The 24,989-nt window shown below is 53.1% G+C and carries 24 protein-coding genes and 1 tRNA gene; 4 read left to right on the forward strand and 21 right to left on the reverse strand.

Going from position 1 to position 24,989, the window contains the following annotated elements; translation table 11 throughout:
* Nucleotides 1-277: 277 nt before the first annotated feature.
* The 9 genes from OI69_RS02475 to xerD all read right to left on the reverse strand — a co-directional run bounded on the left by OI69_RS02475 (nucleotide 278) and on the right by xerD (nucleotide 9,740).
* Nucleotides 278-1,498 (reverse strand): tyrosine-type recombinase/integrase, encoded by a 1,221-nt coding sequence (locus OI69_RS02475; RefSeq protein ID WP_039345702.1) that lies wholly within the window; start codon nucleotides 1,496-1,498, stop codon nucleotides 278-280.
* 196 nt (nucleotides 1,499-1,694) lie between these two features.
* Nucleotides 1,695-1,768: transfer RNA gene (locus OI69_RS02480), tRNA-Gly, on the reverse strand.
* A gap of 81 nt (nucleotides 1,769-1,849) precedes the next feature.
* Nucleotides 1,850-2,533: a LysE family translocator gene (locus OI69_RS02485; protein WP_039345705.1), complete on the reverse strand. Its 684-nt coding sequence runs from the start codon at nucleotides 2,531-2,533 to the stop codon at nucleotides 1,850-1,852.
* A gap of 62 nt (nucleotides 2,534-2,595) precedes the next feature.
* On the reverse strand, nucleotides 2,596-3,351 hold the full coding sequence (locus OI69_RS02490) for a helix-turn-helix transcriptional regulator (RefSeq protein WP_039345708.1): 756 nt from the start codon (nucleotides 3,349-3,351) through the stop codon (nucleotides 2,596-2,598).
* Between the two features lie 162 nt (nucleotides 3,352-3,513).
* The gene (lysS, locus tag OI69_RS02495; RefSeq protein WP_039345711.1) at nucleotides 3,514-5,031 is read right to left on the reverse strand and encodes a lysine--tRNA ligase; all 1,518 of its coding nucleotides are present in this window, start codon (nucleotides 5,029-5,031) and stop codon (nucleotides 3,514-3,516) included.
* 8 nt (nucleotides 5,032-5,039) lie between these two features.
* A protein-coding gene (gene prfB / locus OI69_RS02500) for a peptide chain release factor 2 (RefSeq protein WP_154715510.1) occupies nucleotides 5,040-6,138 on the reverse strand; the annotation gives its coding sequence in 2 pieces (ribosomal slippage) (nucleotides 5,040-6,062 and nucleotides 6,064-6,138; 1,098 coding nt in all).
* Nucleotides 6,139-6,244: 106 nt separating this feature from the next.
* Nucleotides 6,245-7,993 carry a single-stranded-DNA-specific exonuclease RecJ gene (gene recJ / locus OI69_RS02505; protein ID WP_200886894.1) on the reverse strand — a complete coding sequence of 583 codons (1,749 nt, stop codon included), beginning with the start codon at nucleotides 7,991-7,993 and terminating at the stop codon, nucleotides 6,245-6,247.
* A gap of 6 nt (nucleotides 7,994-7,999) precedes the next feature.
* The gene (gene dsbC, locus OI69_RS02510) at nucleotides 8,000-8,716 is read right to left on the reverse strand and encodes a bifunctional protein-disulfide isomerase/oxidoreductase DsbC (protein WP_039345717.1); all 717 of its coding nucleotides are present in this window, start codon (nucleotides 8,714-8,716) and stop codon (nucleotides 8,000-8,002) included.
* A 124-nt stretch (nucleotides 8,717-8,840) separates the two neighbouring features.
* A complete protein-coding gene (gene xerD / locus OI69_RS02515) occupies nucleotides 8,841-9,740 on the reverse strand; it encodes a site-specific tyrosine recombinase XerD (RefSeq protein WP_039345720.1) in 900 nt (299 codons plus the stop codon).
* 298 nt (nucleotides 9,741-10,038) lie between these two features.
* On the opposite strand from xerD, the gene OI69_RS02520 reads away from it, so the two are divergent.
* A complete protein-coding gene (locus OI69_RS02520) occupies nucleotides 10,039-11,364 on the forward strand; it encodes an MFS transporter (RefSeq protein ID WP_039345723.1) in 1,326 nt (441 codons plus the stop codon).
* A 68-nt stretch (nucleotides 11,365-11,432) separates the two neighbouring features.
* Here the strand turns inward: OI69_RS02520 and OI69_RS02525 are convergent, their stop codons facing one another.
* From OI69_RS02525 to OI69_RS02535, 3 genes are read right to left on the reverse strand one after another with little or no spacing between them, the layout of a single operon-like run.
* Complete coding sequence (locus OI69_RS02525; protein ID WP_039345835.1) at nucleotides 11,433-12,251, reverse strand: MetQ/NlpA family ABC transporter substrate-binding protein; 819 nt, start codon at nucleotides 12,249-12,251, stop codon at nucleotides 11,433-11,435.
* A 17-nt stretch (nucleotides 12,252-12,268) separates the two neighbouring features.
* Nucleotides 12,269-12,937 carry a methionine ABC transporter permease gene (locus OI69_RS02530; RefSeq protein ID WP_039345728.1) on the reverse strand — a complete coding sequence of 223 codons (669 nt, stop codon included), beginning with the start codon at nucleotides 12,935-12,937 and terminating at the stop codon, nucleotides 12,269-12,271.
* On the reverse strand, nucleotides 12,930-13,955 hold the full coding sequence (locus tag OI69_RS02535; RefSeq protein WP_039345732.1) for a methionine ABC transporter ATP-binding protein: 1,026 nt from the start codon (nucleotides 13,953-13,955) through the stop codon (nucleotides 12,930-12,932). The genes OI69_RS02530 and OI69_RS02535 overlap by 8 nt, the downstream gene beginning before the upstream one ends.
* Nucleotides 13,956-14,282: 327 nt before the next feature.
* On the opposite strand from OI69_RS02535, the gene fldB reads away from it, so the two are divergent.
* A complete protein-coding gene (fldB, locus tag OI69_RS02540; protein ID WP_039345735.1) occupies nucleotides 14,283-14,801 on the forward strand; it encodes a flavodoxin FldB in 519 nt (172 codons plus the stop codon).
* A gap of 83 nt (nucleotides 14,802-14,884) precedes the next feature.
* Here the strand turns inward: fldB and rlmF are convergent, their stop codons facing one another.
* The 3 genes from rlmF to sdhE all read right to left on the reverse strand — a co-directional run bounded on the left by rlmF (nucleotide 14,885) and on the right by sdhE (nucleotide 16,805).
* On the reverse strand, nucleotides 14,885-15,820 hold the full coding sequence (gene rlmF / locus OI69_RS02545) for a 23S rRNA (adenine(1618)-N(6))-methyltransferase RlmF (protein ID WP_039345738.1): 936 nt from the start codon (nucleotides 15,818-15,820) through the stop codon (nucleotides 14,885-14,887).
* A gap of 327 nt (nucleotides 15,821-16,147) precedes the next feature.
* A complete protein-coding gene (locus tag OI69_RS02550; RefSeq protein ID WP_039345741.1) occupies nucleotides 16,148-16,558 on the reverse strand; it encodes a protein YgfX in 411 nt (136 codons plus the stop codon).
* Nucleotides 16,539-16,805 carry an FAD assembly factor SdhE gene (gene sdhE / locus OI69_RS02555; protein ID WP_039345744.1) on the reverse strand — a complete coding sequence of 89 codons (267 nt, stop codon included), beginning with the start codon at nucleotides 16,803-16,805 and terminating at the stop codon, nucleotides 16,539-16,541. The genes OI69_RS02550 and sdhE overlap by 20 nt, the downstream gene beginning before the upstream one ends.
* Before the next feature lie 233 nt (nucleotides 16,806-17,038).
* Here sdhE and ygfZ point away from each other — a divergent pair, with 233 nt between their 5' ends.
* Entirely contained in the window at nucleotides 17,039-18,040 is a 1,002-nt protein-coding gene (gene ygfZ, locus OI69_RS02560; protein ID WP_039345747.1) for a tRNA-modifying protein YgfZ, read from the forward strand.
* Nucleotides 18,041-18,102: 62 nt separating this feature from the next.
* Here the strand turns inward: ygfZ and trhA are convergent, their stop codons facing one another.
* Nucleotides 18,103-18,750: a PAQR family membrane homeostasis protein TrhA gene (gene trhA, locus OI69_RS02565; protein WP_039345751.1), complete on the reverse strand. Its 648-nt coding sequence runs from the start codon at nucleotides 18,748-18,750 to the stop codon at nucleotides 18,103-18,105.
* A gap of 354 nt (nucleotides 18,751-19,104) precedes the next feature.
* Between trhA and OI69_RS02570 the strand changes: the two genes are divergently transcribed.
* The gene (locus tag OI69_RS02570) at nucleotides 19,105-19,713 is read left to right on the forward strand and encodes an HD domain-containing protein (RefSeq protein WP_039345753.1); all 609 of its coding nucleotides are present in this window, start codon (nucleotides 19,105-19,107) and stop codon (nucleotides 19,711-19,713) included.
* Nucleotides 19,714-19,768: 55 nt separating this feature from the next.
* On the opposite strand, the gene OI69_RS02575 is transcribed toward OI69_RS02570, so the two are convergent.
* The 5 genes from OI69_RS02575 to OI69_RS02595 all read right to left on the reverse strand — a co-directional run bounded on the left by OI69_RS02575 (nucleotide 19,769) and on the right by OI69_RS02595 (nucleotide 24,917).
* Nucleotides 19,769-21,076 carry an ABC transporter substrate-binding protein gene (locus OI69_RS02575; RefSeq protein ID WP_039345755.1) on the reverse strand — a complete coding sequence of 436 codons (1,308 nt, stop codon included), beginning with the start codon at nucleotides 21,074-21,076 and terminating at the stop codon, nucleotides 19,769-19,771.
* A complete protein-coding gene (locus tag OI69_RS02580) occupies nucleotides 21,069-22,157 on the reverse strand; it encodes an ABC transporter ATP-binding protein (protein WP_039345758.1) in 1,089 nt (362 codons plus the stop codon). The genes OI69_RS02575 and OI69_RS02580 overlap by 8 nt, the downstream gene beginning before the upstream one ends.
* Nucleotides 22,157-22,981, reverse strand: a complete 825-nt coding sequence (locus OI69_RS02585) for a phosphodiesterase (protein ID WP_039345761.1) — start codon at nucleotides 22,979-22,981, stop codon at nucleotides 22,157-22,159. The genes OI69_RS02580 and OI69_RS02585 overlap by 1 nt, the downstream gene beginning before the upstream one ends.
* A 168-nt stretch (nucleotides 22,982-23,149) precedes the next feature.
* On the reverse strand, nucleotides 23,150-24,034 hold the full coding sequence (locus OI69_RS02590) for a carbohydrate ABC transporter permease (protein WP_052198289.1): 885 nt from the start codon (nucleotides 24,032-24,034) through the stop codon (nucleotides 23,150-23,152).
* A 10-nt stretch (nucleotides 24,035-24,044) separates the two neighbouring features.
* Complete coding sequence (locus OI69_RS02595) at nucleotides 24,045-24,917, reverse strand: carbohydrate ABC transporter permease (RefSeq protein ID WP_039345766.1); 873 nt, start codon at nucleotides 24,915-24,917, stop codon at nucleotides 24,045-24,047.
* Nucleotides 24,918-24,989: the final 72 nt, after the last annotated feature.

Raw genomic sequence — 24,989 nt, forward strand, 5'->3', positions numbered from 1 at the left:
ATGCACACCTGATACCTAAAAAAACCGCTACAAGCCCTTTAAATAAAGGCTTTACTTATAATGTGTAAAATATTTCGTAAAGAATAATTCAATTATTACAGATAAACTTTACACTTTCAGAATAATTCCGTTATCAATATCGAAAAAGAAATATGAATTAATATCTCTCGATCTACTCATATAAATAAAGAATAACACCAAATTGATGAACCAGTGTAAACTAATATGAACATGAATAAACGGTTATGACCAACCAAAGTAACCCCTATTTTATTTATTATTCCCCACCTCTCCGTTTAAACGTTCCATGCACTACGCCACCACCGTTTTCAAGACTATCCATATAGTCTGAATACCATTGCAACATTTCCCGTCTGCCATCGAGATATTGCGCATGGTTGTAGGTGCCACGAATAGCATTCTTATCAACATGCGCAAGCTGGGTTTCAATCCATTCAGAAGGATAGCCTTGTTCATACAAGATAGTGCTCATGGTATGACGGAATCCATGCCCTGTAACTCGACCACCGTAACCAAGTCTGCGGATCAACACATTCATCGCCATATCACTCATCGGTTTACTATTCTGGACTCTGCCGGGGAAAATAAACGGATAATTCCCGGTGATTTGTTTTAACTGTTCAAAAATCGATAAAACCTGCTCAGATAATGGGACACAGTGAGGCCGACGTTTTTTCATCCTCTCTGAGGGGATCTCCCATAAGCGCTTATCAAAATCAATTTCTGACCACCGCCCTTGCCTTAATTCACCCGGACGTAATCCGGTGTGTGCCTGCAAACGCATCGCCAGTTTTACGAGGATACTGCCACTATAGGTATTGAGGGTGCGGAAAAACTCCGGTAATTCATCGACGGTCAGAAATGCATAGTGCTCTTTTTTATGCGGGGCAAAAGCACTGTCGAGATTCATGGCAGGGTTATCTTTCGTTCTTCCCGTCACGATGGCATATTTCCATACCTCCCCACAGCGCTGCCGCACTTTACGAAGCTTCTCGGTAGCACCACGCTCATCCAGTTTTTCCAGCACTGACATTAATTCCATTGCCTGAATATCTGCAATCGGTCGGTGTCCAATGAACGGGAAAACATCAGCCTCAAAGGTTTTCATCATTTCTGCGCCATAAGACTCAGACCAGCGATCTACCCGTTTTTGATACCATTCTCTGGTGATCACCTCAAAGGTGTTGCCAAGGCGTCCCTCCTTAGCCAGTTTTACCTCTTTACGCACTTCGCTGGGATTGATGCCAGCGGCAACCAGTTTTTTGGCTTCGTCGCGTTTCTGTCTGGCTTCAGCTAAAGAAATGGTGGGGTAAGTCCCAAGTGACAACAGTTTTGCTTTGCCATCGAAACGGTAACGATAACGCCATCCCTTCGACCCGTTAGGTTCAATCAGTAGTGAAAGACCATGACCATCGTTTTTGGTGTAGGACTTGTCTTCTGGCTTGGCACGGCGGATCTCAAGGTCTGTCAGCGGCATGTGTATAGTTTCCTACCTGTGTTGAGAGCGAATGTGTATAGGATTTCAGATTTCATCCTGTCCTATACACATTACTATACACATTGACCGGTAGATTTAGATAGACGAGGGTTTTCCCTGAACGACTCAGAAATCGTGGAAAGCCTTGTGGTGACTGGATTTATTGGACTTGGATAGACGTTGAAAGAAGAGATATTGGAGCGAGTGAAGGGAATCGAACCCTCGTATGCAGCTTGGGAAGCTGCCGTTCTACCATTGAACTACACTCGCACGGGGAGACGAGTGGCATTATAGCGCTATGCCGTTGCCGAGCAAGTAAAAAACCCGGCAAAGTGCTGTGGTTTTGAGCAGTCATGCGGCCGTGGAGAGCGGCAGGAACAGCGTCTCATAGCCGTTGGAAATCACATGCCAGGCAAAGTAGGCAAACAGCAGCGCGGAAATCAGGCTGCAATAGAATGAGATGCGTTCTTTCAGCAGGCGCTGGCCGTATTTTACCAACGCCGCGAGGAAGAATGTCCACAGTACGCCACCGACGAAAAACCCCAGCAAAAACAGGCTAATCATGAAGGCTGAGCCATCGGTAGACTGTGCGATAATCGTGCCGCCAATCGCCGCAAACCACAGTAGTGCCGTCGGCGATGCCAACGCCATGCCGACGCCGCTGAAGAACTCGGTATAACGCGCTGGCTGAGTGGCAGAACTCGCAACGCTCGCTGACTCGGAAAGATCGGCGAAGCGTTTCACCTGATAGTCACGCCATGCCGCACGCGCCATGCTGATTGTCATCCAAACCAGAATCAGCCCGCCGCCAATCCATAGCGCCCAGCGCACAGGTGTCAGGTTAAAGATCACCGCCAGCCCCAGCACCGATAGCGTGGCATAAAACAGATCGCCGAAGCAGGAACCCAGTCCGATATAAAACGCAGAACGCGCCCCGTGTCGCAATCCGCGGTTAATAATCGCGGTGTTGACCATCCCCAGATCGAGACACAATGACAGGGAGAGTAGTATTCCCGTGAACACAACTAACAGCATGGTATTCCCTTTGAGTGTTAAACAATAAGACAAGTGTAAAGCCCAAAAGAAACGCTGTATTGTCAAAAATTGATACGGCGGAATTGTCCCGGCGTCAGGGCGTTATAGCGGCTAAAGGCTTTGGTGAAATGCGCCTGATCGGCAAACCCAACCTCCCCTGCGACCTGACTGATCGCGGCGCCCTGCCGCAGCAGTTCCCGTGCTTTACACATGCGTCGCTGCATTAGCCACGCCAGCGGCGGCAGACCAACGGCCTGATTAAAAGAGCGCACCAGATGGGCAACTGACAGGTTTTCCTGCTGCGCGAGTTGGTCGAGCGTGGGAACATCGCTAAGATCGTTCAGCAAGCCCTCTTTAATGCGAGTGATCCGTGCGGCTTCTTTGATGTGGCCTTGAGGCGGCACACGATGCGGGTTTTCCATCAATGCAGCCAACAGCAGGATAAGACGCTCCTGACGTGTGTGGCCGTCCACCTCAGAGATGACCAACTGTTTTAACTCGGATGCCAACGGCGGCGACGGGTTCCAGCCCCGGGAAAACTGGAACGTTTGGTGAAAATAGTGCTCGAACGCCTGTGGGTGAACGTATAGCGAGGCGCACTGCCAGCGGTCAAACGTGTTGTCGCTACCTTGTAGCTGACCGGGATTGTAGGTCGTCACTCTGTCGTTGGTGGCAACAAAGGTCTCTCCATCCAGCCAGACCGTTTCCACCCCGCTGAGATTGGCACTGATGACAAACTCATCATGCGTATGCCGTGGAAAACGGCGGCCGTTGGTTAACAGCGCCAGTTCAAACCAGGCATCGCGGTACGTCATCATGATGGATGTTCCGGCAGTGAATGAATGTCTGAAAATAGCATCTTCCGTCATCAGACGACAATCATAGAATACGCGGGGAAAATCGCGATGATGATATACCGGATAGCCCCCATAAAAAACCGGTGCAATCGCACCGGTTTAGAAGGTTCAGCTAAAACGAACTTACTTCTGTGGACGCATCGCCGGGAACAGGATCACGTCGCGGATGGTGTGGCTGTTCGTGAACAACATCACCATACGGTCGATACCGATACCCAGACCTGCGGTTGGCGGCAAACCGTGCTCCAGCGCCGTGACATAGTCTTCGTCGTAGAACATCGCTTCGTCATCGCCTGCATCTTTAGCATTCACCTGCTGTGCAAAACGCTCAGCCTGATCTTCAGCATCATTCAGCTCGGAGAAGCCGTTACCGATTTCACGACCGCCGATGAAGAACTCAAAGCGATCGGTGATTTCCGGGTTTTGATCGTTACGGCGCGCCAGCGGCGACACTTCAGCCGGATATTCAGTAATGAACGTCGGCTGGATCAGGCTGCTTTCTGCCGTCTCTTCGAAGATCTCGGTCACGATGCGGCCCAGACCCCAGCTTTTCTCGATCTTGATCCCCAGAGACTGGGCGATCGCGGTCGCTTTCTCCAGATCGTCCAGATCGGCAACGTTGGTTTCAGGACGGTATTTGCAGATCGCTTCGCGCATCGTCAGCTTCTCAAACGGCTTACCGAAGTCGAAGGTCTGATCGCCGTATTCCACGGTTGTCGAGCCAAGTACGTCCTGCGTCAGCGTACGGAACAAGTTCTCCGTCAACACAATCAGGTCTTTATAATCGGCATATGCCATATAAAGTTCCATCATGGTGAATTCAGGGTTGTGACGTGGGGAAACGCCTTCGTTACGGAAGTTACGGTTGATTTCGAACACGCGTTCAAAGCCACCGACAACCAGACGCTTCAGGTACAGTTCCGGCGCAATACGCAGGTACATGTCGATGTCCAGCGCGTTGTGGTGCGTGATGAACGGACGGGCAGACGCGCCGCCGGGGATCACTTGCATCATCGGCGTTTCGACTTCCATAAAGCCGTGATCGACCATGAAGCTACGGATCGCCGCCATCACTTTGGAACGGATGCGGAAGGTGTTGCGGGATTCGTCGTTAGCGATCAAGTCCAGATAGCGCTGACGGTAACGCGTTTCCTGATCGGCCAGACCGTGGAATTTATCCGGCAACGGACGCAGTGCTTTGGTCAGCAGGCGCAGTTCGGTACAGTGAATAGACAGCTCGCCCGTCTTGGTTTTGAACAGCTTACCGCGTGCGCCCAGAATATCGCCCAGATCCCACTTTTTGAACTGCTCGTTATAGATGCCTTCCGCCAGATCGTCGCGGGAAACATACAGTTGGATACGGCCACCGACGTCCTGCAAGGTCACGAAAGAGGCTTTACCCATGATGCGGCGGGTCATCATACGGCCCGCAACAGTCACTTCGATGCCCAGTTCTTCCAGCTCGTCGTTCTCTTTGGCATCGAACTCAGCGTGCAGACGATCGGAGGTGTTGTCACGGCGGAAATCATTCGGGAAGGCGATCCCGGTTTCACGCAGCGCCACCAGCTTTTCACGACGCGTTTTTAATTCGTTATTCAGATCCTGCGCCTGATCGGCACCCTGTGATTGTGATTCAGCCATGTGAATTCTTATAACCCCGCTTTTAAACTTGCTTCAATAAATTTGTCCAGATCGCCATCCAGTACGGCCTGAGTGTTACGTGTTTCCACTCCGGTACGTAAGTCTTTGATGCGCGAATCATCCAGTACATAGGAACGAATCTGGCTGCCCCAGCCGATATCTGATTTGTTGTCTTCCATCGCCTGTTTCTCAGCATTTTTCTTTTGCATCTCAAACTCGTACAGCTTGGCTTTAAGCTGTTTCATCGCCTGATCTTTGTTTTTATGCTGGGAACGGTCATTCTGACACTGCGTGACAATGTTGGTCGGAATGTGAGTAATACGCACCGCAGATTCTGTCCGGTTAACGTGCTGACCACCTGCACCGGAGGCGCGGTATACGTCAATACGCAGGTCGGCTGGGTTGATCTCGATATCGATATCGTCCTCGACTTCCGGGTAGACAAACGCGGAGCTGAACGAGGTGTGACGGCGGCCCCCGGAATCGAACGGGCTCTTACGTACCAGACGATGTACGCCGGTTTCGGTACGCAGCCAGCCAAACGCATAGTCGCCGATGATCTTGATGGTGGCGGATTTCGTCCCTGCCACGTCACCGTCTGACTCTTCAATAATTTCGGTTTTAAACCCTTTGGCTTCCGCCCAACGCAGGTACATACGCACCAGCATGCTGGCCCAGTCCTGCGCTTCCGTACCGCCAGAACCGGCCTGAATATCCAGATAGCAATCCGCACTGTCGTACTGACCGGAGAACATGCGACGGAATTCGAGCTGACCGAGTTTATTTTCCAGCGCGTCAAGCTCTACCGAGGTTTCATTAAAGGTATCTTCGTCGTCTTCTTCCACCGCAAGCTCAAGCAGGCCATTGACATCTTCCAGCCCCTGAGTCAGTTGATCGATGGTGTCTACGATGGCTTCCAGCGAGGAGCGCTCTTTTCCCAATGCCTGAGCGCGTTCAGGCTCATTCCAGACATCAGGCTGTTCCAGTTCGGCGTTTACTTCTTCGAGGCGCTCTTTCTTGGCATCATAGTCAAAGATACCCCCTAAGAACGGCACTACGTTCAGACAGATCCTGAATGCGGTTTTTTACCGGATTAATTTCAAACATGATTTTTTATATTCTTACGTTAAGTCGTTGACAACGGAATGGTGTAACCCGCCATTCTAGCGGATAAACGGCGCATTTTATAGACTTTCTGCCCGCCGTATGTGGTTCACGCGCGCGGCCACAGATGTTGGATCATCAATTGCACCGAGCGTTTACCGCGAAACTCGTTAATATCCAGCCGATACACCATTTCCACTTCTTTGATACTCGGATCCGGCCAGATAGTGGTATCGACATTAAATGCGATGCCATCTAACAGCGGCACCTGACCGGTTGCCCCGATCGGTTCAAACATGGCTTTCAAATGGCGTTCTTTAAGCAGACGGGGTTGCAGAATACGGAAGCGGCCATCGAACGTTGGTTCGGGGAATGACTGACCCCACGGCCCCGCATAGCGCAGCATTTCCGCCGTTGAGAGCAGATCCAGTTCCGGCAATAGTAGTTCACCATCAGACCAGACAACGCCTTCAAGCTGAGACGGATCGAGCCATTCGCCCACCAGTTCGCCAAAGCGCTGGCGGAAATCCTCAAACTGGTCTTCATGCAGCGATAACCCTGCCGCCATCGCGTGCCCGCCAAATTTCTGCATCATCCCCGGATACCGCGTATCCAGCCGCTCCAGCGCATCACGCAGATGCAGGCCAGAGATGGAACGCCCCGATCCTTTCAACATGCCGTCGCCCGCGGGCGCAAAGGCAATCACCGGGCGGTGAAAACGCTCTTTAATGCGTGAAGCCAGAATGCCGACCACCCCCTGATGCCATTCTGGATGGTACATCGCCAGACCATAGGGCAATTCCGTGCGGGTACGCTCCAGCGATTCACACAGGCGCAGCGCTTCCACCTGCATTCCCTGTTCGATCTCCCGACGATCCTGGTTCAGCGCATCCAAATCGCTGGCTAACATACGGGCATGCGTGATGTCATCACTGAGCAAGAGTTCTACGCCGACCGTCATGTCATCCAGTCGTCCGGCGGCGTTCAGCCGTGGGCCTAACGCAAAGCCTAAATCGCTGGCCACCAGTTGGCTGGCATCGCGGTTGGCCACTTCCAGCAGCGCGCGAATACCCGGACGGCACTCGCCTGCACGAATACGGTTCAGCCCTTGCGCCACCAGAATCCGGTTGTTGGCATCCAGCGGCACTACGTCAGCCACCGTGCCCAGCGCCACCAGATCTAACCATTCCGTAGGATTCGGTTTCGCCAGTTCTTGCTGCACAAACCAATCACTATCACGCAGGCGTACAAACAGTGCCATCATCAGATAAAACGCGACGCCCACGCCCGCCAACGCTTTGGAAGGAAACGGGCAGTCCGGCAAGTTAGGGTTAATCATCGCATCGGCGTCAGGCAGGATGTCCCCCGGCAGGTGGTGATCGGTCACCAGCACCGTGATACCACGCCGATGCGCATCCTCGACCCCCGCGTGAGAAGAGATGCCGTTATCGACGGTCACAATCACTTCGGCACCCAGCGCGGCGGCCTGCGCCACCACCTCCGGGCTGAGTCCGTAACCGTCCTCAAACCGGTTTGGCACCAGATATTTTACGTTCACGCCGCCCATGCTGCACAGCGCCAGCACGGTGAGCGCCGTGCTGGTCGCACCATCGGCGTCAAAATCGCCCACAACCACGATGCAGCGTTTTTCTGCCAGCGTTCGTTGCAAAAGATCGACCGCGTTATCAATGCCGCTGAGCAAACGGTAATCGAGTAAACCACTCAGGCGACGTTCCAGCTCCTGAGCCGCTTTCACGCCGCGCTGCGCATAAAGACGACGCAGCAAGGGGGGAATGGTGTCAGGTAAATCACTATCCTCCGCCAGCGAACGCCGACGGAGTTGGGTAATCATATCCACGTAGCATCAACCGCCGGTTTTATTCGAGGCTTTATGTGCTTCCAGCATCGCCAGCATTTCTTTCGGCCCTTGATATCCCGGTACGACCAAGCCGTCTTGCAGCACGATGGCAGGAGTGCCCTGCACGCCAAACTGGATGCCCAGTTGGTAATGCGCGGCGATATCGGTTTTACACGTTGCAGGCGAGATCGCGTCGCCCTTCATGGCGTGATCAAACGCGGTATTGCGATCGGCCACGCACCAGATGGACTGCATATCTTTCGCGGCTGTTGATTTCATCCCCTGACGTGGGAAAGCCAGATAGCGCACGGTAATGCCCAGCGCGTTGTAATCCTTCATCTGCTCATGCAGCTTGTGGCAATAGCCGCAGGTGATGTCGGTGAAAACGGTGATAACGTGTTTTTCCTGCGCGGCTTTATACACAATCATCTGATCCTGTAGCGCATCCAGCTTACCGATCAGGATTTTATTGGTGGTGTTAACCGGCATGGTGCCGCTCACGTCATACAGCGGGCCTTGCAGCAAATGCTTGCCGTCTTCGCTGATATACAGCACGCCGCTATCGGTAATGACGGTTTTCATGCCCGCCATCGGCGAAGGCAGGATTTCCGCCCCCTGCATATCCAGACGCGTCAGCGTCTGCTTGATCGCGGTATCATCGGCATGGGCAAAATGGGTCGCCGTCGCCACCAGCAAAGAAAGCAGTAATAACCCTTTTTTCATTTCATCAATCCTGTGTTTTCGCAACATTGTCTATAGCTACATAGCATGTGGCAATGCGCCATGATAGTGAACGGGAAGGCCCGTCGCCAGATAACATCCTGTTACTCTGCTAGTTACGTCATTCCTAGGCGCGCGGATGGTGCTGCTGATGAAGCTGTTTCAGCCGCTCCGTCGCCACATGGGTGTAAATCTGCGTCGTGGAAAGATCGCTGTGCCCCAACAGCATCTGTACGACCCGTAAATCCGCGCCGTGGTTCAATAAATGGGTAGCAAACGCATGGCGCAAGACGTGCGGCGAGAGCTTTTCGCTATCGATGGACGCCAGTACCGCATAATACTTGATACGATGCCAGAACGTCTGGCGCGTCATTTGCCGGGCGCGACTACTGGGAAACAGCACATCCAGCGTCTGCCCGTTCAATAACCACGGGCGACCATGTTCCAGATAATACTCGATCCAGTACACCGCTTCTTCCCCCAGCGGCACCAGCCGTTCTTTATTACCTTTCCCCAACACGCGTACCACGCCCTGCCGTAGGCTGACATCACTCATCGTCAACCCGACCAGTTCGGAAACACGCAGCCCCGTCGCATACAATACCTCAAGCATAGCCTTATCGCGTAATTCCAGCGGTTGTTCTATGCTTGGGGCATTAAGCAGCGCATCAACCTGCATCTCACTCAAATCTTTGGGTAGACGCTGCGGCAGTTTCGGAGACGACAGCACCGCACTGGGATCGTCGTTGCGGCATTTTTCCCGATACAGATACTGAAAGAAGCGACGCATCGCACTCAGCAAACGCGCCGAACTGGTCGCCTTGTAGCCGCCATCGACCCTATCGGCGAGAAATGCCTGAAGATCGAGCGCCTGCGCCTGTAGCAAATCGTTGTCATGATGTGCAAGCCACTCCGCCAGCGTTCGCAGATCCAACCGGTAAGACGCCAGCGTATTCTCAGCCAGATTTCTTTCCAGCCAGAGCGCATCGAGAAACTGTTCAATGAGTGCCTGATCCTGTTCTTGCATCACCGTGTCCTCTTTACTGATTGCAATAGTATGCCGATGAAGCGCCGACTTTACACCTCCATCCAGAGCGACGCAGAATTGTGCGCGATCTCACATATTCCGTGAACATCAACATAGCCATAACATTCTCCGGTAAAAATCAGACCACAGCACATTATATTTTACGTATCGCTCATATATCGGAACAGGCTCCTTGAAGCCGCGTATCCTCTGGTATTGCCCCTACTGAATCAACGTTGAAAAGCCGATTTTTCTGTGGGTAGAATGGCCGTTCGTGTTGTTAAAATAAAGAAACATTATGCAAGCCACCGTTACTCCCACTCTCGATGCTGAAGCGGAAGCACCACCCGTAAACTCACGCAATAAAGTCATTGTTGCGTCACTGATTGGCACCGCGATCGAATTTTTCGATTTCTACATCTATGCCACTGCTGCCGTGCTGGTTTTCCCGCACATTTTCTTCCCGCAGGGCGATCCCACCGCCGCCACGCTACAGTCGCTGGCCACCTTTGCGATTGCCTTTGTCGCTCGTCCGATTGGCTCGGCAGTCTTCGGTCACTTCGGCGACCGCGTCGGGCGTAAAGTCACGCTGGTCGCCTCTCTGCTGACCATGGGGGTTTCAACCGTACTCATCGGGCTGTTACCGACCTACGAAACCATTGGGATCCTTGCCCCAATCCTGCTGGCACTGGCACGCTTTGGTCAAGGTCTGGGTCTGGGCGGTGAATGGGGCGGCGCGGCGCTGCTCGCGACCGAAAATGCCCCGTCCCATAAACGCGCGCTCTATGGGTCGTTCCCTCAGCTTGGCGCACCGATTGGCTTCTTCTTCGCGAATGGCACCTTCCTGCTGTTGTCATGGCTGCTGACGGAAGAACAGTTCATGAGCTGGGGCTGGCGCGTACCGTTCGTCGCCTCTGCCGCGCTGGTGCTGGTTGGCCTGTATGTCCGTATCTCTCTGCATGAAGCGCCGGTGTTTACCAAAGCGGTCAAAGCCGGTAAGCAGGTGCGTATGCCGCTGGGCACGCTGCTCAGAAAGCATATGAAAGTCACCATTCTCGGCACCTTCATCATGCTGGCAACCTATACGCTGTTCTACATTATGACCGTGTACTCCATGACGTACGGCACAACGCCTGCGCCTAAAGGGCTTGGCTTCTCACGCAACAGTTTCCTGTTGATGCTAATGATCGCGGTGATCGGCTTTGGACTGATGGTGCCGGTAGCGGGCTATCTGGCAGATGCCTTTGGTCGCCGTAAGACCATGATTACCATCACCTGTCTGATGATCGTTTTCGCCATGCTGTTTCCTTTTATGCTCGGTTCAGGCAATCAGGCACTGGTGATGGGCTTTCTGGTGCTAGGCCTGAGCATCATGGGGCTGACGTTCGGCCCGATGGGCGCCCTGTTGCCGGAGTTGTTCCCGACCGAAGTGCGCTACACGGGGGCGTCATTCTCTTATAACGTGTCGTCGATTCTGGGCGCATCGGTCGCACCCTATATTGCTGCGTGGCTGACGGCCAACTACGGCCTGTTCTATGTCGGCATTTATCTGGCAGCCATGGCGTCGCTGACGCTGATTGCGCTGCTGGCGACCAGAGAAACGCGTCACCAATCTCTGGGTTAAGTCACCGCACAAAAAAAGAACCGCCAACATTTCCGGCGGTTCTTTTTTATCTCACATCACGGCATATCTTACTTATCGACAGGAATGACCGCGCCTTTGTATTTCTCACGGATGAAATCCTGAATCGGTTTAGAGTGCAGTACCTTCACCAGAGCCACAATATCAGGCTTGTTTTCATCGCCTTTACGCACAGTGATGATATTGGCATACGGGTTATTTTCACCGCTTTCGACCGCGATAGGATCTTGGGTCGGGTTCAGACCCGCGTCGATGGCGTAGTTGGCATTAATCACCACCGCATCGCCTTCGTCGTTATTGTACATCTGTGGCAGCAGCGCCCCTTCAACGTTAGCCAGGAATTTCAATTTTTTCGGGTTTTCTACAACATCAGAGATACGCGCATTAACCTTGCTGACGCCAGGTTTTAGCTTAATCACCCCTTCGCGTTCAAAAATGGAAAGAATACGCCCTTCTTCTGCCACCGCATCACGCATGATAATGCGACCCCCTTCAGGCAGATCTTTCAGGCTCTTATACTTTTTGGAGTAGATGCCGATTGGCTCAATGTGAATTGCCCCCGCGCTGACAAAATCATAGCTCTTATCTTTAGCATGATCTTTCAGTACCGATTCCAGATACGGGATGTGCTGGAAGTAGTTAGCATCGATATCCTTGCTGGCAAGCGCCGTATTCGGCAGGATATAGTCTTGGAATCGTTTGATTTCCAAATCGATCCCTTCTTTTTTCAGAATCGGCTTCGCCGCTTCCAGAATCTCGGCGTGAGGTACATTGGATGCCCCAACCACCAGTTTGGTATCCGCAGCGGCACCGAACGACGCCAGCACGGTTAGCGAGGCGAAAGCCACCATCATAAGCTGCTTTTTCATCATCATTCTTCCTGTTATTAACGTTTATCGAGTGTGGTAGTAATGAGGTCGCCGATGAACTGGATGACAAACACAATCACAAGGATCGTCAGTGTCGCAACCAGCGTCACGTCGCCGTGGTTTCGTTGAAAGCCTTCCAGATAGGCCAAATTCCCCAACCCGCCAGCACCGATCACACCGGCCATCGCGGTATAGCTGACCAGTGCAATAAGCGTGACGGTAATACCAGAAACCAATGCTGGGGAGGATTCCGGTAATAAAACACGAAAGATTAGCGTGTGGGTTTTTGCCCCCATTGAGCGCGCCGCTTCAATCACGCCTTTATCCACTTCACGCAGGCCAATTTCGACCAGACGCGCGTAAAACGGTGCAGCACCGACGATCAAGGCAGGCAGCGCAGCATTCGCCCCCAAAATGGTGCCGACCAGCGTTTTGGTAAACGGAATCAGCAACACAATCAAAATAATGAACGGGATAGAACGGAAGATATTCACCAACGCGGAAATCAGCAGATAAACCGGCCGATTCTGAAGCAACTGCCCTTTGGATGTCAGAAAAAGCATTACGCCCAGAATGATCCCCAAAATCAGCGTCGCGATGCCAGCAACGCCGGTCATGTATAGCGTTTCCCACGTAGCATCCAGCAGTTGTTCAATTTTCAGGTGAGGGAATAAAGACTCAAGCATGTTTAATCACCTCAACGACGATGGCACGCTCTTGCAGGAAAGCCAGCACGCGTGCCGTTTCCTGTTCATTGCCCTCAACATGGATATACAATTCGCCAAACGTTCCGTTCAGCGTGTGGCTGATTTGGCCATGCAATATATTGATCGTCAGGTTATAGGTTTGAATCACCTCAGAAATAACCGCCTGTTGGGTTTGCTGACCGATGAACGTCAGTTTAAGCACGGCTCCTGGCAGATGTTCCGTTAACTGTGGATTAAAGCTTTCTGTTGTTTCCTGATACTGCCCTACCTGCTTCACAAACTGGCGAGTAATCGCCTGCTGTGGGCGAACAAACACATCCAGTACCGACCCTTCCTCCACAATCCGACCATTTTCCATCACAGCCACCCGATGACAGATTTTACGCACTACATGCATTTCGTGCGTAATGAGCACAATGGTAAGGTTCAGCTTGCGATTGATATCCAACAGTAATTCGAGGATCGCGTCCGTCGTTTGCGGATCCAGCGCTGAGGTCGCTTCATCACACAGTAATACGCTAGGATTGTTCGCCAGCGCACGGGCAATACCAACCCGTTGCTTCTGACCACCGCTGAGTTGCGAAGGATAAGCGTGTTCCCGTCCTTCCAGCCCCACCAGCACGATCAAGTCAGCCACGCGCCGTGTGATTTCAGCTTTTGGCGCGCCCGCAATTTGTAGAGCAAAGGCGATATTCTGACTGACCGTACGCGACCACAGCAGATTGAAATGCTGGAAGATCATGCTAATTTTCAACCGCGCACGGCGCAACGCTTCACCGCTGGCACCAGCGATATCAAATCCGTTAACCACGATGCTACCGCTGGTTGGCGTTTCTAACCCATTCAGCAAGCGAATCAGCGTACTTTTCCCCGCCCCGCTGTAGCCAATAATCCCGTAAATCTGCCCCTGATCGACGGTGAGGTTCACATCATCCACGGCGACAATACGCCCGTGTGTACTGTCGAAAGTCTTACCTACGTTCGAAAGAACGATCATAACGAAACGAATCCTTATACATCTTGCTGTTTTTTCCGATGATCTCACTCGGTTTAGGAAACCCTCCGAGATCGTCAGATCAGCTACTTATGGCTATACGATTGTATCCTAGCGGGACTTTATATAGGCAGGAAGAATGCATAACACATTAGGTATTCAATTTGGTTATATATGAAATTTGACACTGGCCCATAACAATCACACCGCCGTCAGTAAGATTCCATGCTGACAACATCGCTTACGTATCCGCACCGGTCTCGCCCTCTGCACGACAGGTGACTTGTGGTATCCTCGCCACCATTAGTCACAAAAACTCGCTTACGACATATGAAAATTGGTCTGTTTTACGGCTCAAGCACCTGCTACACCGAAATGGCGGCGGAAAAAATTCGCGATATTCTGGGCGAAGAACTGGTGGATCTGCACAACGTTAAGGATGTCGAACCTCAACGTATGGAAGACTACAGTACGCTGATTCTCGGCATCCCGACCTGGGATTTCGGCGAGATTCAGGAAGACTGGGAGAACATCTGGGGTCAATTAGCGACGCTCAATCTCAAAGGGAAAGTGGTCGCGCTCTATGGTATGGGCGACCAGCTTGGGTATAGCGAATGGTTCCTTGATGCGCTGGGCATGTTGCATGAACAACTGCTGCCGCTGGGTGTCACCTTCATTGGCTACTGGCCGACAGACGGTTACGATTTCATCAGTCCAAAACCGCTGGCCGCTGACGGCAAACATTTCGTCGGGCTGGCGCTGGACGAAGTGAACCAATACGATCTCAGCGATGAGCGGCTGGAGCAGTGGTGCGAACAGATCCTACAAGAGATGTCGTCACTGCTGTAAATCATTGCCGTCGAGTAAACCCTTCACGGATACCGTTGCCACAGGTATCCGCGAAGAGGGATATCGGCGAAGGTTGACGCGCGTTAGCGCTTTTGTAACCAGCGCGCGCGCGCCGCAGTATCAAAGAAGCTCCACGCGACAAAGCGGCTTTGCTTCTGGCCTTGCGCCATATCGATGGTTCTGACCTTTTCCGCGTCAATGGCTTCCAGCGCACGGTATATTTCCGGCAGGTTTTCTTTGCGCGACACCAGCGACGTAAACCACAGGCACTGGCGGGCAAACCCCGCGCTCTCTTTGATCATCTGACCAATAAAGGCGGCTTCGCCTCCCTGACACCACAGCTCATCCTGCTGGCCGCCAAAATTCAGCGGTGAACGTTTATCCAGCCCGAGATTATGCAATTTACGCTGTGTTCCCTGACGCGCCTCCTCAGCGGAAGCATGAAACGGCGGATTACACATCACCGCATCAAACGTGTCGTTCTTATGAATGATGCCAGCCAGTATCGCTTTGCTGTTTTTCTGACGACGCAGGCGAATCGAACGGTTCAAACCGGGGTTCGCCTCAATCGTCTCATTGGCCGCTTTCATCGCTTGCGGATTGATTTCGCTACCGGTAAAACGCCAGCCGTATTCACGATGCCCGATCAGTGGATAGATGCAGTTGGCACCACAGCCGACATCCAGCACGGACGCGTCACGCGGCACGACTGAACGGTTATCTTCCGCCAGCAAATCGGCCAGATGATGAATGTAGTCGGCACGACCGGGGATTGGCGGGCACAGAAAGCCGTCTGGAATCGTCCAGTGCTCAATCTGATAAAAATGCTGCAACAACGCCTGATTCAGCGCTTTCACCGCCTCGGGATTGGCAAAATCCACGGACTCATCACCGTAGGCATTCACCTTCACAAACGGGATCAGCGCAGGATAACTCTGCGTGAGCGCGAGAAAATCATAACGATCGCGATGGCGATTACGAGGATGCAGACCATTTTTTTGCACTGCGGGCTTAGTCATCAGTTATACCCAATCAATTTCAAGGCACGGCCAGACGGTGACCGAAATAAGAACAGGAGGAAGAGAAAGGAAAGCCGACATTCCCCTGACGGGGACAGCCAGTATCTTCACCTCACGACGCGGCGTAAGATACCTGCTGCGATTATTTCCGTAAATCACTGCGGTAATGTTTATCACACCCGGCACCCAAACGTGCCGTTATTGCGCCCTAATGCCGATCGTTTAAGAATCGGGATACCGGGTGCTACCACGGTGCGGGGTGTCCCTGCGGGAACCGCATCACCGTGCTTTCCCCTAAATCCACGCTTAAGTGAACAGCATTAGCGATTACGCCCCGTGTTTCTGCTGCAAAAGAAGCTGGCGCAGATGACGCCATTCGCCATCCCCCATACTATCCGATGCCAGCCACAGTTGCTGTCTGTCTTTCCCCTTAACCGCTCGCAATGACAGTAATACGCCATTTTTCAGCAACCACGGTCGTTTAACGATCTGCCATTCCTGCTGCCGCCAGTTCAGGGTCGTTTCGCTAAGCAGGGTGATTTCCCCCTGTCGGGATTTAATATTCCGTTGGCTACGGATAAAACCGAACATCACCATCGTGACCAGGCACAGCCATAGCCATGCGTAGCCGTCCGGCCACGGTGCCAACAAAATGAGCAATACTAATAGGCCATGCACCACCAACGACAGCAGTTGCATGCGCCAGGAAACACGAAGATCACATTGCCACTGGGCCACGATCTTTATTTCGCGTCTGAATAAGGGAAATCATGCGTCTCAGTTCTCCATCCTCCGGCTCACCGTGGTTCATCAGCCAGTTGAATAAATCGGGATCGTCGCTTTGTAGCAGGCGTACAAACGTGTGCTTATCACTGTCACTGAGTGTGTCATAGTCATGCTGAAAAAACGGCATGATCGCGATATCCAGTTCACGCATACCACGGCGGCATGCCCAATGAATGCGTGATTTATTATCGATTTCCATGTTTCATGTCCACCTTGTTAGCGCAGCGTGCCGCTAGTGTACTCCGATTCCGGTAGCGAGTATCCACTAATAGTAACATTCTGACATAGTTTACCCATGTGCGCTGCGCCGAGAGTACTCAGCCGCATCAGGATGCGCCAGGCCATACTGCGTGAATAACCGCTTGCAAACCCTGAGCGCTCTTTTACCATTAGGCCATTCGGGTATTGCCCTTTAGCGCAGGATTGTACTATATGGTTAACCAACTTACGGCTCATCAACGTCCTTTTGCCTCACAACCCCCCTTTGCTTCCGCCCAACTGCCTGCCACACTCATCTCGCTGGATGACTGGGCGCTGGTCACTCTGGTCGGGCCGGATACCGTCAAATACCTTCAGGGACAGCTCACCGCAGATGTCAGCGCACTGGCTGACGACCAGCACACCCTGTGCGCCCACTGCGACGCGAAAGGGAAAATGTGGAGCAACCTGCGTCTGTTTCATCACGGCGAAGGTTTTGCTTTTATCGAACGCCGTAACTTACGCGACACCCAGCTTAGCGAACTGAAAAAATACGCCGTTTTCTCAAAAACCACCATCGCGCCGGACGACAATATCGTACTACTCGGCGCAGCGGGTGCGGGCATGCGCGAGCGGCTGGCCTCGGTCTTTAGTAAGCTTCCCGATGCTACACACCCTGTTGTGCAGCACGAAGGGGCAACCTTACTGCATGTTGTCCATCCCGCAGAACGTTTCCTGCTGGTACTGTCTCCTGAGCAAAGCGCTTCATTGATTGAGCAACTCGGTGATAACGTCAGTCTGAATGACAGCCGCCAGTGGCTGACGCTGGATATTGAAGCAGGTCAGCCCATCATTGACAGCGTAAACAGTGCGCAGTTCATCCCGCAAGCGACTAATTTACAGGCATTAAATGGGATTAGCTTCAGCAAAGGGTGCTATGCCGGCCAGGAAATGGTCGCTCGGGCAAAATATCGTGGTGCGAATAAGCGCGCACTCTATTGGCTGGCGGGTAAGGCCAATCAGGTGCCACACGCCGGAGACGATTTGGAATTACAACTCGGCGAGAACTGGCGTCGTACCGGAACGGTATTGGCCGCCAGCCAATTACAGAACGGCGAGGTGTGGGTTCAGGCCGTGTTGAATAACGATCTGAACGCAGAAAACATCCTGCGCGTCCGTGACGATGCCGAAAGCCAGCTCAGGGTTCAGCCGCTGCCGTATGAAATAACGGATTAATTCGACGAGTGATAGCGCGCATCAACCACGCTGTTGGTGCGCGCTATACTTCAAAGGACAGGTTAGATATAAAGGTAAATCGCCAGAAAGTGGCAGACGCTGCCGCCCAACACAAAGCCGTGCCAAATCGCGTGATTATAGGGAATCCGCTTGCTGGCGTAGAAAACCACCCCCAGCGTATAGACCACGCCGCCCACCGCCAACAGCGTCACACTCGCCGCCGATAGCTTGATCACCATCTGATAAATCACCACCAGCGACAGCCAGCCCATCACCAGATAGGTAATCAACGACAACACCTCAAAGCGGTGAGCAAACGCCAGTTTGAAGATCACCCCCAACAGCGCCATGCTCCAAATGACGACCATCAAGCCGTGTGCCAGCGGTGACGCCAGCCCGACCAGCAAAAAAGGCGTATAGGTGCCAGCAATCAACAGATAGATGGCACAGTGGTCGAATTTTTTCAGCCACGGTTTAATACGCGGCGAGGGGATCGCGTGATACAACGTCGAGGCCAAAAACAGCAGGATAATGCTGCCACCATAGAGGCTATAGCTGGTAATCGCCACACTATCGGCATTATTGTTAACTGCCTGCACCAACAGCAAAACCAGTCCCACAATACCGAAAATCACGCCAATTCCGTGGCTTACGCTGTTCGCAATTTCCTCTGCCAGAGAGTAATTCGACATCTGTGCATTTTTTGACATCAATAAATTCCGCAATAGCGTGTTCTGATATGATCTGCCCCGTCTTTCCCACTGCTTAGGTAGCATGAAGCAGACGCAGGTGTTTAACCTTTGAGCAGATTAACTGAGAATAGTTTCAGTGTACACGCGTAAGCTAAAAGAATTCTCCTTGCCCTCCCGTTGGTCTTCACGCTCGTTTAACGTGCAATCATGCATGTCAATATCTGGCAACATCCCCTACAATGTTTGACTTCGATATTTTCCTGTTTTTTTGAAGGGCTCGCCGTTCTTACCGGTTATTCGCGTTAACGGTTCATCCGGTTCTGACGCTCACAGCGCCTTCCTGTCGTTTTCACTGCAAGAGGTAAGCGTTTCATGTCATTTTCCCCATCTACTCTGAATTTCGGTTCCATGACCGAGGTTTTCGGCTTTCTGATAGAAATCGATAAATTGAAAAGCGTGCAACGCCGTAACAAAATTATTGGCAGCGAACGCCATGAAGATTCAGCCGAACACAGTTGGCATTTTGCCGTCGCCGCCATGGCGCTGGCGCCTTACGCCGGTGAAGGCGTGGATATTCAGCGCGTGATCCAGATGGCGCTGATTCACGATATCGTCGAAATCGATGCCGGCGATGTGATCGTGTACGATCTTTCCGCTCGTCTGGCGATCCACGATCAGGAAGTCGCTGCCGCTGCCCGTATTTTCGGCCTGTTGCCAGAGCCACAACGTCAGCAATTCCACGATCTATGGGAAGAATACGAAGCCAATGACACCCCCAGCGCTCAGTTTGCTCTGGTGCTCGACCGCATCATGCCGATGTTGATGAATCTGCACAACGGCGGCCAAAGCTGGGTAGAAAACGGTATTCGTCTGGAACAGGTTCTCGACCGCGCCGAGTTTATTGCCACTATCAACCCGGAACTGTGGCAACACCTGAAGCAGCATTTGGCCGACGCCAAAGCCAAAGGGTGGCTGCTATAATTCGCTGTCCCCGCCAGACGCCCCGTTGAGCCAACCGCAACGGGGCGGGAGGGTGTTACTTCACATCTCGCAATGCCGTTTTATCCACATAAGGCTTCATGATGCCATCCGCCTCTTTTTGTGCAGCGGCAGCGGCGTCATCGACCTTTTTCGCCGGGTCGTTTAACAGCGCCGCCAGTTGGTTTTCCATCGCTTTACGCACCGCGACCGTTTCATAGGTGGCGTACCACGGATGAGCATATTGCAGTTGCGAAAGCGCAATCGTCGCACGCGGATCGTTTGCCAGATAATCCTTCATTTCCGGCAGATCGTAAGCCGCCATACGCGGCGCAAAGTAGCCGGTAAAACGGCTCCAGCTTGCGCTGACTTCCGGGCTGACCAGAAAGTTCATAAACTGCCAGGCCGCTTTCTTCTGCGCTTCAGAAATCCCCTTGAAGCTCACCAGACTCGCCCCGCCGATGGTCACACCACGACGCTCTTTTTCCGGCATCATCGCCACACCGAGCTGGAAATCTTTGGTATTTTCCCGCATAAAGCCCAGCGCGCCGGTGCTCAGCATCGCCATACCCAGCTTGCCGGAGAAAAATGCGGCGCTGATCTGCTTAGAATTCAGCACACCCGCAGGCATCACTTTGTCGCGGTACACCAAATCACGCCAGAACTGGAGCGCCCCTTTGGTCGATGCACTGTTGTAATACACCTCGCCCGGATAGTCGGCATTGTAATAGGCTCCGCCGTTGGCACGCGTCAGCGCAGACAGCATCCAGCCACCGTAATCATCGTTCGTCGATGGGATCATGATGCCCCACTGCCCTTGCGCCGGATCGGTGAGTTTCTTCGCGACCGCCACCACGTCATCCCAGCTTTTCGGCGGTTCGTTAAAGCCCGCTTTCTTCAGCATGTCTGCGTTGTAATACAGAATCGGCGTCGAATTATGGAATGGGATCGCGTACGTCACGCCCATCACCTGTGCGTTCTGCTGCAGCGCAGGCCAGAAGTTTTTGGTCAGGAAAGGCGTGGCTTTTTCATTGCCGTATTTGAACAGTTCGTCCATCGGCAGGATTTCATCTTTGATGACCAGATCGGCGGTGAAGTTCGCCGACATAATCACTAGCGCCGGAGGATCGCCCGCTTTGGCGGCAGCCTCCGCTTTCACTTTCGTCGTATCGTAATTGCCCGTGAAGATCCCACGTACGTCAACCTGATCCTGCGATTGGTTGTACGCCTTGATGATGCGCGTCATTTCCATCGTCAGCTTGCCATCCACTGGGGCGGGAAACATAAAATCGATACTCTGCTTTGCCAACGCCGAGCCGGACATCAGCAAGGCAATGGTCAGCGCCATCATATGGGGCTTACGCATGTCTTTTCTCCTGGGATAAACGACGGGCGGTGTGCCCGGAAAACCAATGACAATCCTGCGGTGAAAAATGGAGGTTAACGGACGCGCCCACGTCCGGTACACCCTCACGATTTGGTCGACGGTAGCGAATATTCCCCAGCGGCGTTTCCACATGAATCAGATACTCCGCGCCAAACAGCTCCCGTTGTTTCACCGTTCCCGACAATGACAATATGCCGTCTGACACGGCGTGTTCGGTAATATGTTCAGGGCGAATTCCCAGTAATACACCGGTCAAGGCGCGCGTTTCGTCACTGATAGGCAGCGCCACGGGCTGTGCCGATAAAATCGCGTGACCGTTGTTACAAGGCAAGGTCACCATGTTCATCGCGGGCGTGCCGATAAACCCGGCGACAAACACGTTAGCGGGCTGTGAATACAGTTCCTCCGGTGTACCAACCTGTTGCAGCACGCCGCGATCCAACACGGCAATACGATCCGCCATCGTCATCGCTTCGATCTGATCGTGTGTGACGTAAACCGTGGTCGTTTTCAACTGCCGATGCAGATCCATAATGCCGTCGCGCACCTCGCTACGCAGGCGAGCATCCAGATTCGACAACGGCTCATCCATCAGAAACAAATGCGGATCGCGTACGATCGCCCGCGCCATCGCCACCCGCTGACGCTGGCCACCGGACAGTTTGCCCGGTTTGCGTTTCAGCAGCGGCTCAAGCTGAAGCAGGCTGGCAACGTGCTGCACGCGCTGTGGGTAATCGGCTTTCGGCTCACCACGCATCCGCATCCCGAAAGTAATGTTCTGCTCGACCGTCAGATGCGGAAACAGCGCATAGTTCTGAAAGATCATCGAAAAATTACGCTGCTTCGGGCTCCACGTCGTAATGTCGTCTTTGCCCAACAGAATTTGCCCGTCGCTCACGTCTTCCAGACCAGCCAGCATGCGCAGCAGCGTACTTTTGCCGCAGCCGGATGGCCCAACCAGCACCAGAAATTCACCGTCGGCGATATCCAGCGACAGCGACGCCAGCGCCTGCGTGTGTTCGAAGCATTTACTGATATTACGTAACTGAATCACCGCCATTACCCCTCCACCGGACAACTGATGTGTGGATCGTAGAGATAAGGGCCGGGATAAGAGGCAAGCGATTGGCTGTAACTCACCAATCCGGTGACCGAGACATAGCGGTGCATCACCATGCAGGCCGGCTCCAAATTGTAGTACGGCGCATCGTCATGATGGAAATACGGCACCTGATGGACGGTGCCCGGCACCGTGGCGATCATCGCCTGCCGATGCTGCGCCATCATCAGACGATGCGTATGACCGCAAAAGATCCGCGTCAACTGTGGAAAACGCTCGATCAGCGTCAGCAGTTCGTGCCCGTTTTCACAGGCAATGCGATCCATCTGTGCCGATCCCAACGGGAGCGGGGGATGATGCATGAAGATCGCCGTTTCACGCGTCGCATGCTCCTGCAATTGCTGTTCCAGCCAGCCCAGCGTAGACGGCGTTAGCCAGCCTTTCGACTGCCCGGTCAGACTGGTATCGATGAACAGCAGGCGCATCGGAAAATCGTCCACCGCATAGCGAATATTGTCGGGATCATCGCCCAATTTCGGGCAAAGTGGACGCATTGCGTTGAGAAAATTCTGCTTGTCGTCATGATTACCGGGGATCACGTACAGTGGATAATCCAACATCTGCAACACGCGTTGGGCCACCCGATACTCCTGTGGATGTCCACAGTTGACGACATCACCGCTAATCACTACCGCATCCGGCCGCTCCTTCAGCGCGTTAAGTAGACTGATGACCCTGGCATTTTCCCCGTTAACATCAATAAATTCATAGAGCTTGCGTCCCTCACTGCGAAAATGCAGGTCGGAAATCTGTGCCAGCAACATAACCACCACCTCTGTTGTTATTTCGCCCGTTGGCGAACGCCGATCGTGTAAGGATCGAGATACACGGGGCGACCACAGGGGTGAGGCCTCCCTGCGGGAACCTCCCCCTGTGTTTCCCCTAACAATGGGCTCAAGTCATCCGTATTACCCGCATAGCCTTACAGCGATTCACTTAATGCCTGAGAAGCCGAAGCTGCTCAGGAACTGCTTCTGAAACACCACAAAAGCCACCATTAGCGGCAGGCACACCAGCAGCGTCCCCGCACAAATCAATCCCCATTGCCCGCCGGACTCTGCGCCCATCGCGAACGACACCAGCCCAATGGTCAGCACCTGTTTGTCCGGGTCGTTGAGTACCATCAGCGGCCAGAGATATTCGTTCCAGTGGTAGGTAATGCTGACCGTGGCAAAAGCCAGAATCGACGGCCAGGTCATCGGGATCAGGACGTGAAACACCACCTGCCACCAGCGACAACCTTCCATCAACGCGGCTTCCTCGATCTCTTTAGCAATGTTGAGAAACGCCTGGCGCATCAGAAACACGCCAAACGCCGAGGCAAAATACGGCATCATCACGCCGGTCAGGGTATTGAGCAGGCCAAGCTGCTTGAGCGTCATCATATTCGGCACCATCATGACGACGGGCATGATCATCAGTTGAATCAGCAGCAGGTAGAACAACAGCGTTTTGCCGCGAAACTCATGGTAAGCAAAGATGTAGCCCGCCGTGGTGATCGTCACCAGTTGGACCAGAAAGGTGCCGACCGCAAAGAAAAGCGTATTGGCATAAAGCCGCAGCCAATCGGCGCTGTCCCACGCATCGCGGAAGTTATCGAACGTGAGCGGAAGACGCGGCAACAATGAAGCCATATCCACGCCGAAGCTGCTGGTGCTGACGGACGCAGATAGCATCCAGATAAACGGGCTGATCCACAGCAGCGCAGCGCAAATCAGTAACAGCGGTAGCGTGAACCGCGTGCTAATACAAAGCGGATGGCGGCTGGCAACCCGTCGCTTTTCAACGCGCCTGACCTCCACGTTCGGATGATCCATGTTCAGGTGTTTAACGTTCATAGTGCGCCCCTTTCTCCAGCACTTTCAGGTTCATCATGGAAAAGGCAAACAGCATCGCTAACGTCAGGAAGGTAGCCGCGGAGGCTTTACCCAGATCGTGCGTGTCATTTGCGAGATCCTGGATGTAATAGAGCAGCACCGTCGTCGCGTTATTCGGCCCGCCGCGCGTCATGACGGCAACGTGGTCGATCTGAGTAATGGCGTAGATAAAGGCGATAGTGACGACAAAGGCGATAGTAGGCCGTAGCAAGGGTAACGTGACGTAGAAAAACACCTGACGCCGCGACGCTCCTTCCACCAGCGCGGCCTCACGCGCAGAGGTCGAAACGGCTTGTAAACCCGCGAGAAAAAACAGCATGTAGTAGCCGGCGAATTTCCAGATACCGATAACGCTCACCGCCACCAGCGCGCTGTCGCTCATACCGAGGTAGTTGTTGTTCATCGGGCCAAAGACTTTCGCCAGAGAGTAATCCAGCAGCCCCAGCCCCGGCATAAAGATGAACAGCCACAGCGTCGCGGCACTCACCAGCGGAATAATCATCGGAAAGAAAAAAGCGGTACGCAGCCAGCGGTTGATGCGCGTGTTTTCCCACAGCAGCACTGCCAGCAATAGCGCCAGTAGTACACCGGGCACAACCGTCATCAGGATATACAACACGTTGTTCCGCAAGGCTTGCCAGAACACCGCGTCCTGCACCAGACGCACAAAATTATCCATCCCGACGAACAGCGGCGCATCGGCGTTCAGCCGCGTGTCATACAGGCTGTCGATGATTGAACGCAGCAGGGGGAAATAGGTGAAGGCAAGCAAAAAAACCAGCGTAGGCAACAGCACGAGATAGGGAAAACATTTTGCACGCATAGCTCACGGGTCGCTCAGTGTGAAATACAGAGGCCTTACCCTAGAACGCTTGCGTTGCACTGCGGCGTCAGT

The organism is Pectobacterium fontis (genome assembly GCF_000803215.1).
Lineage (GTDB): Bacteria > Pseudomonadota > Gammaproteobacteria > Enterobacterales > Enterobacteriaceae > Pectobacterium > Pectobacterium fontis.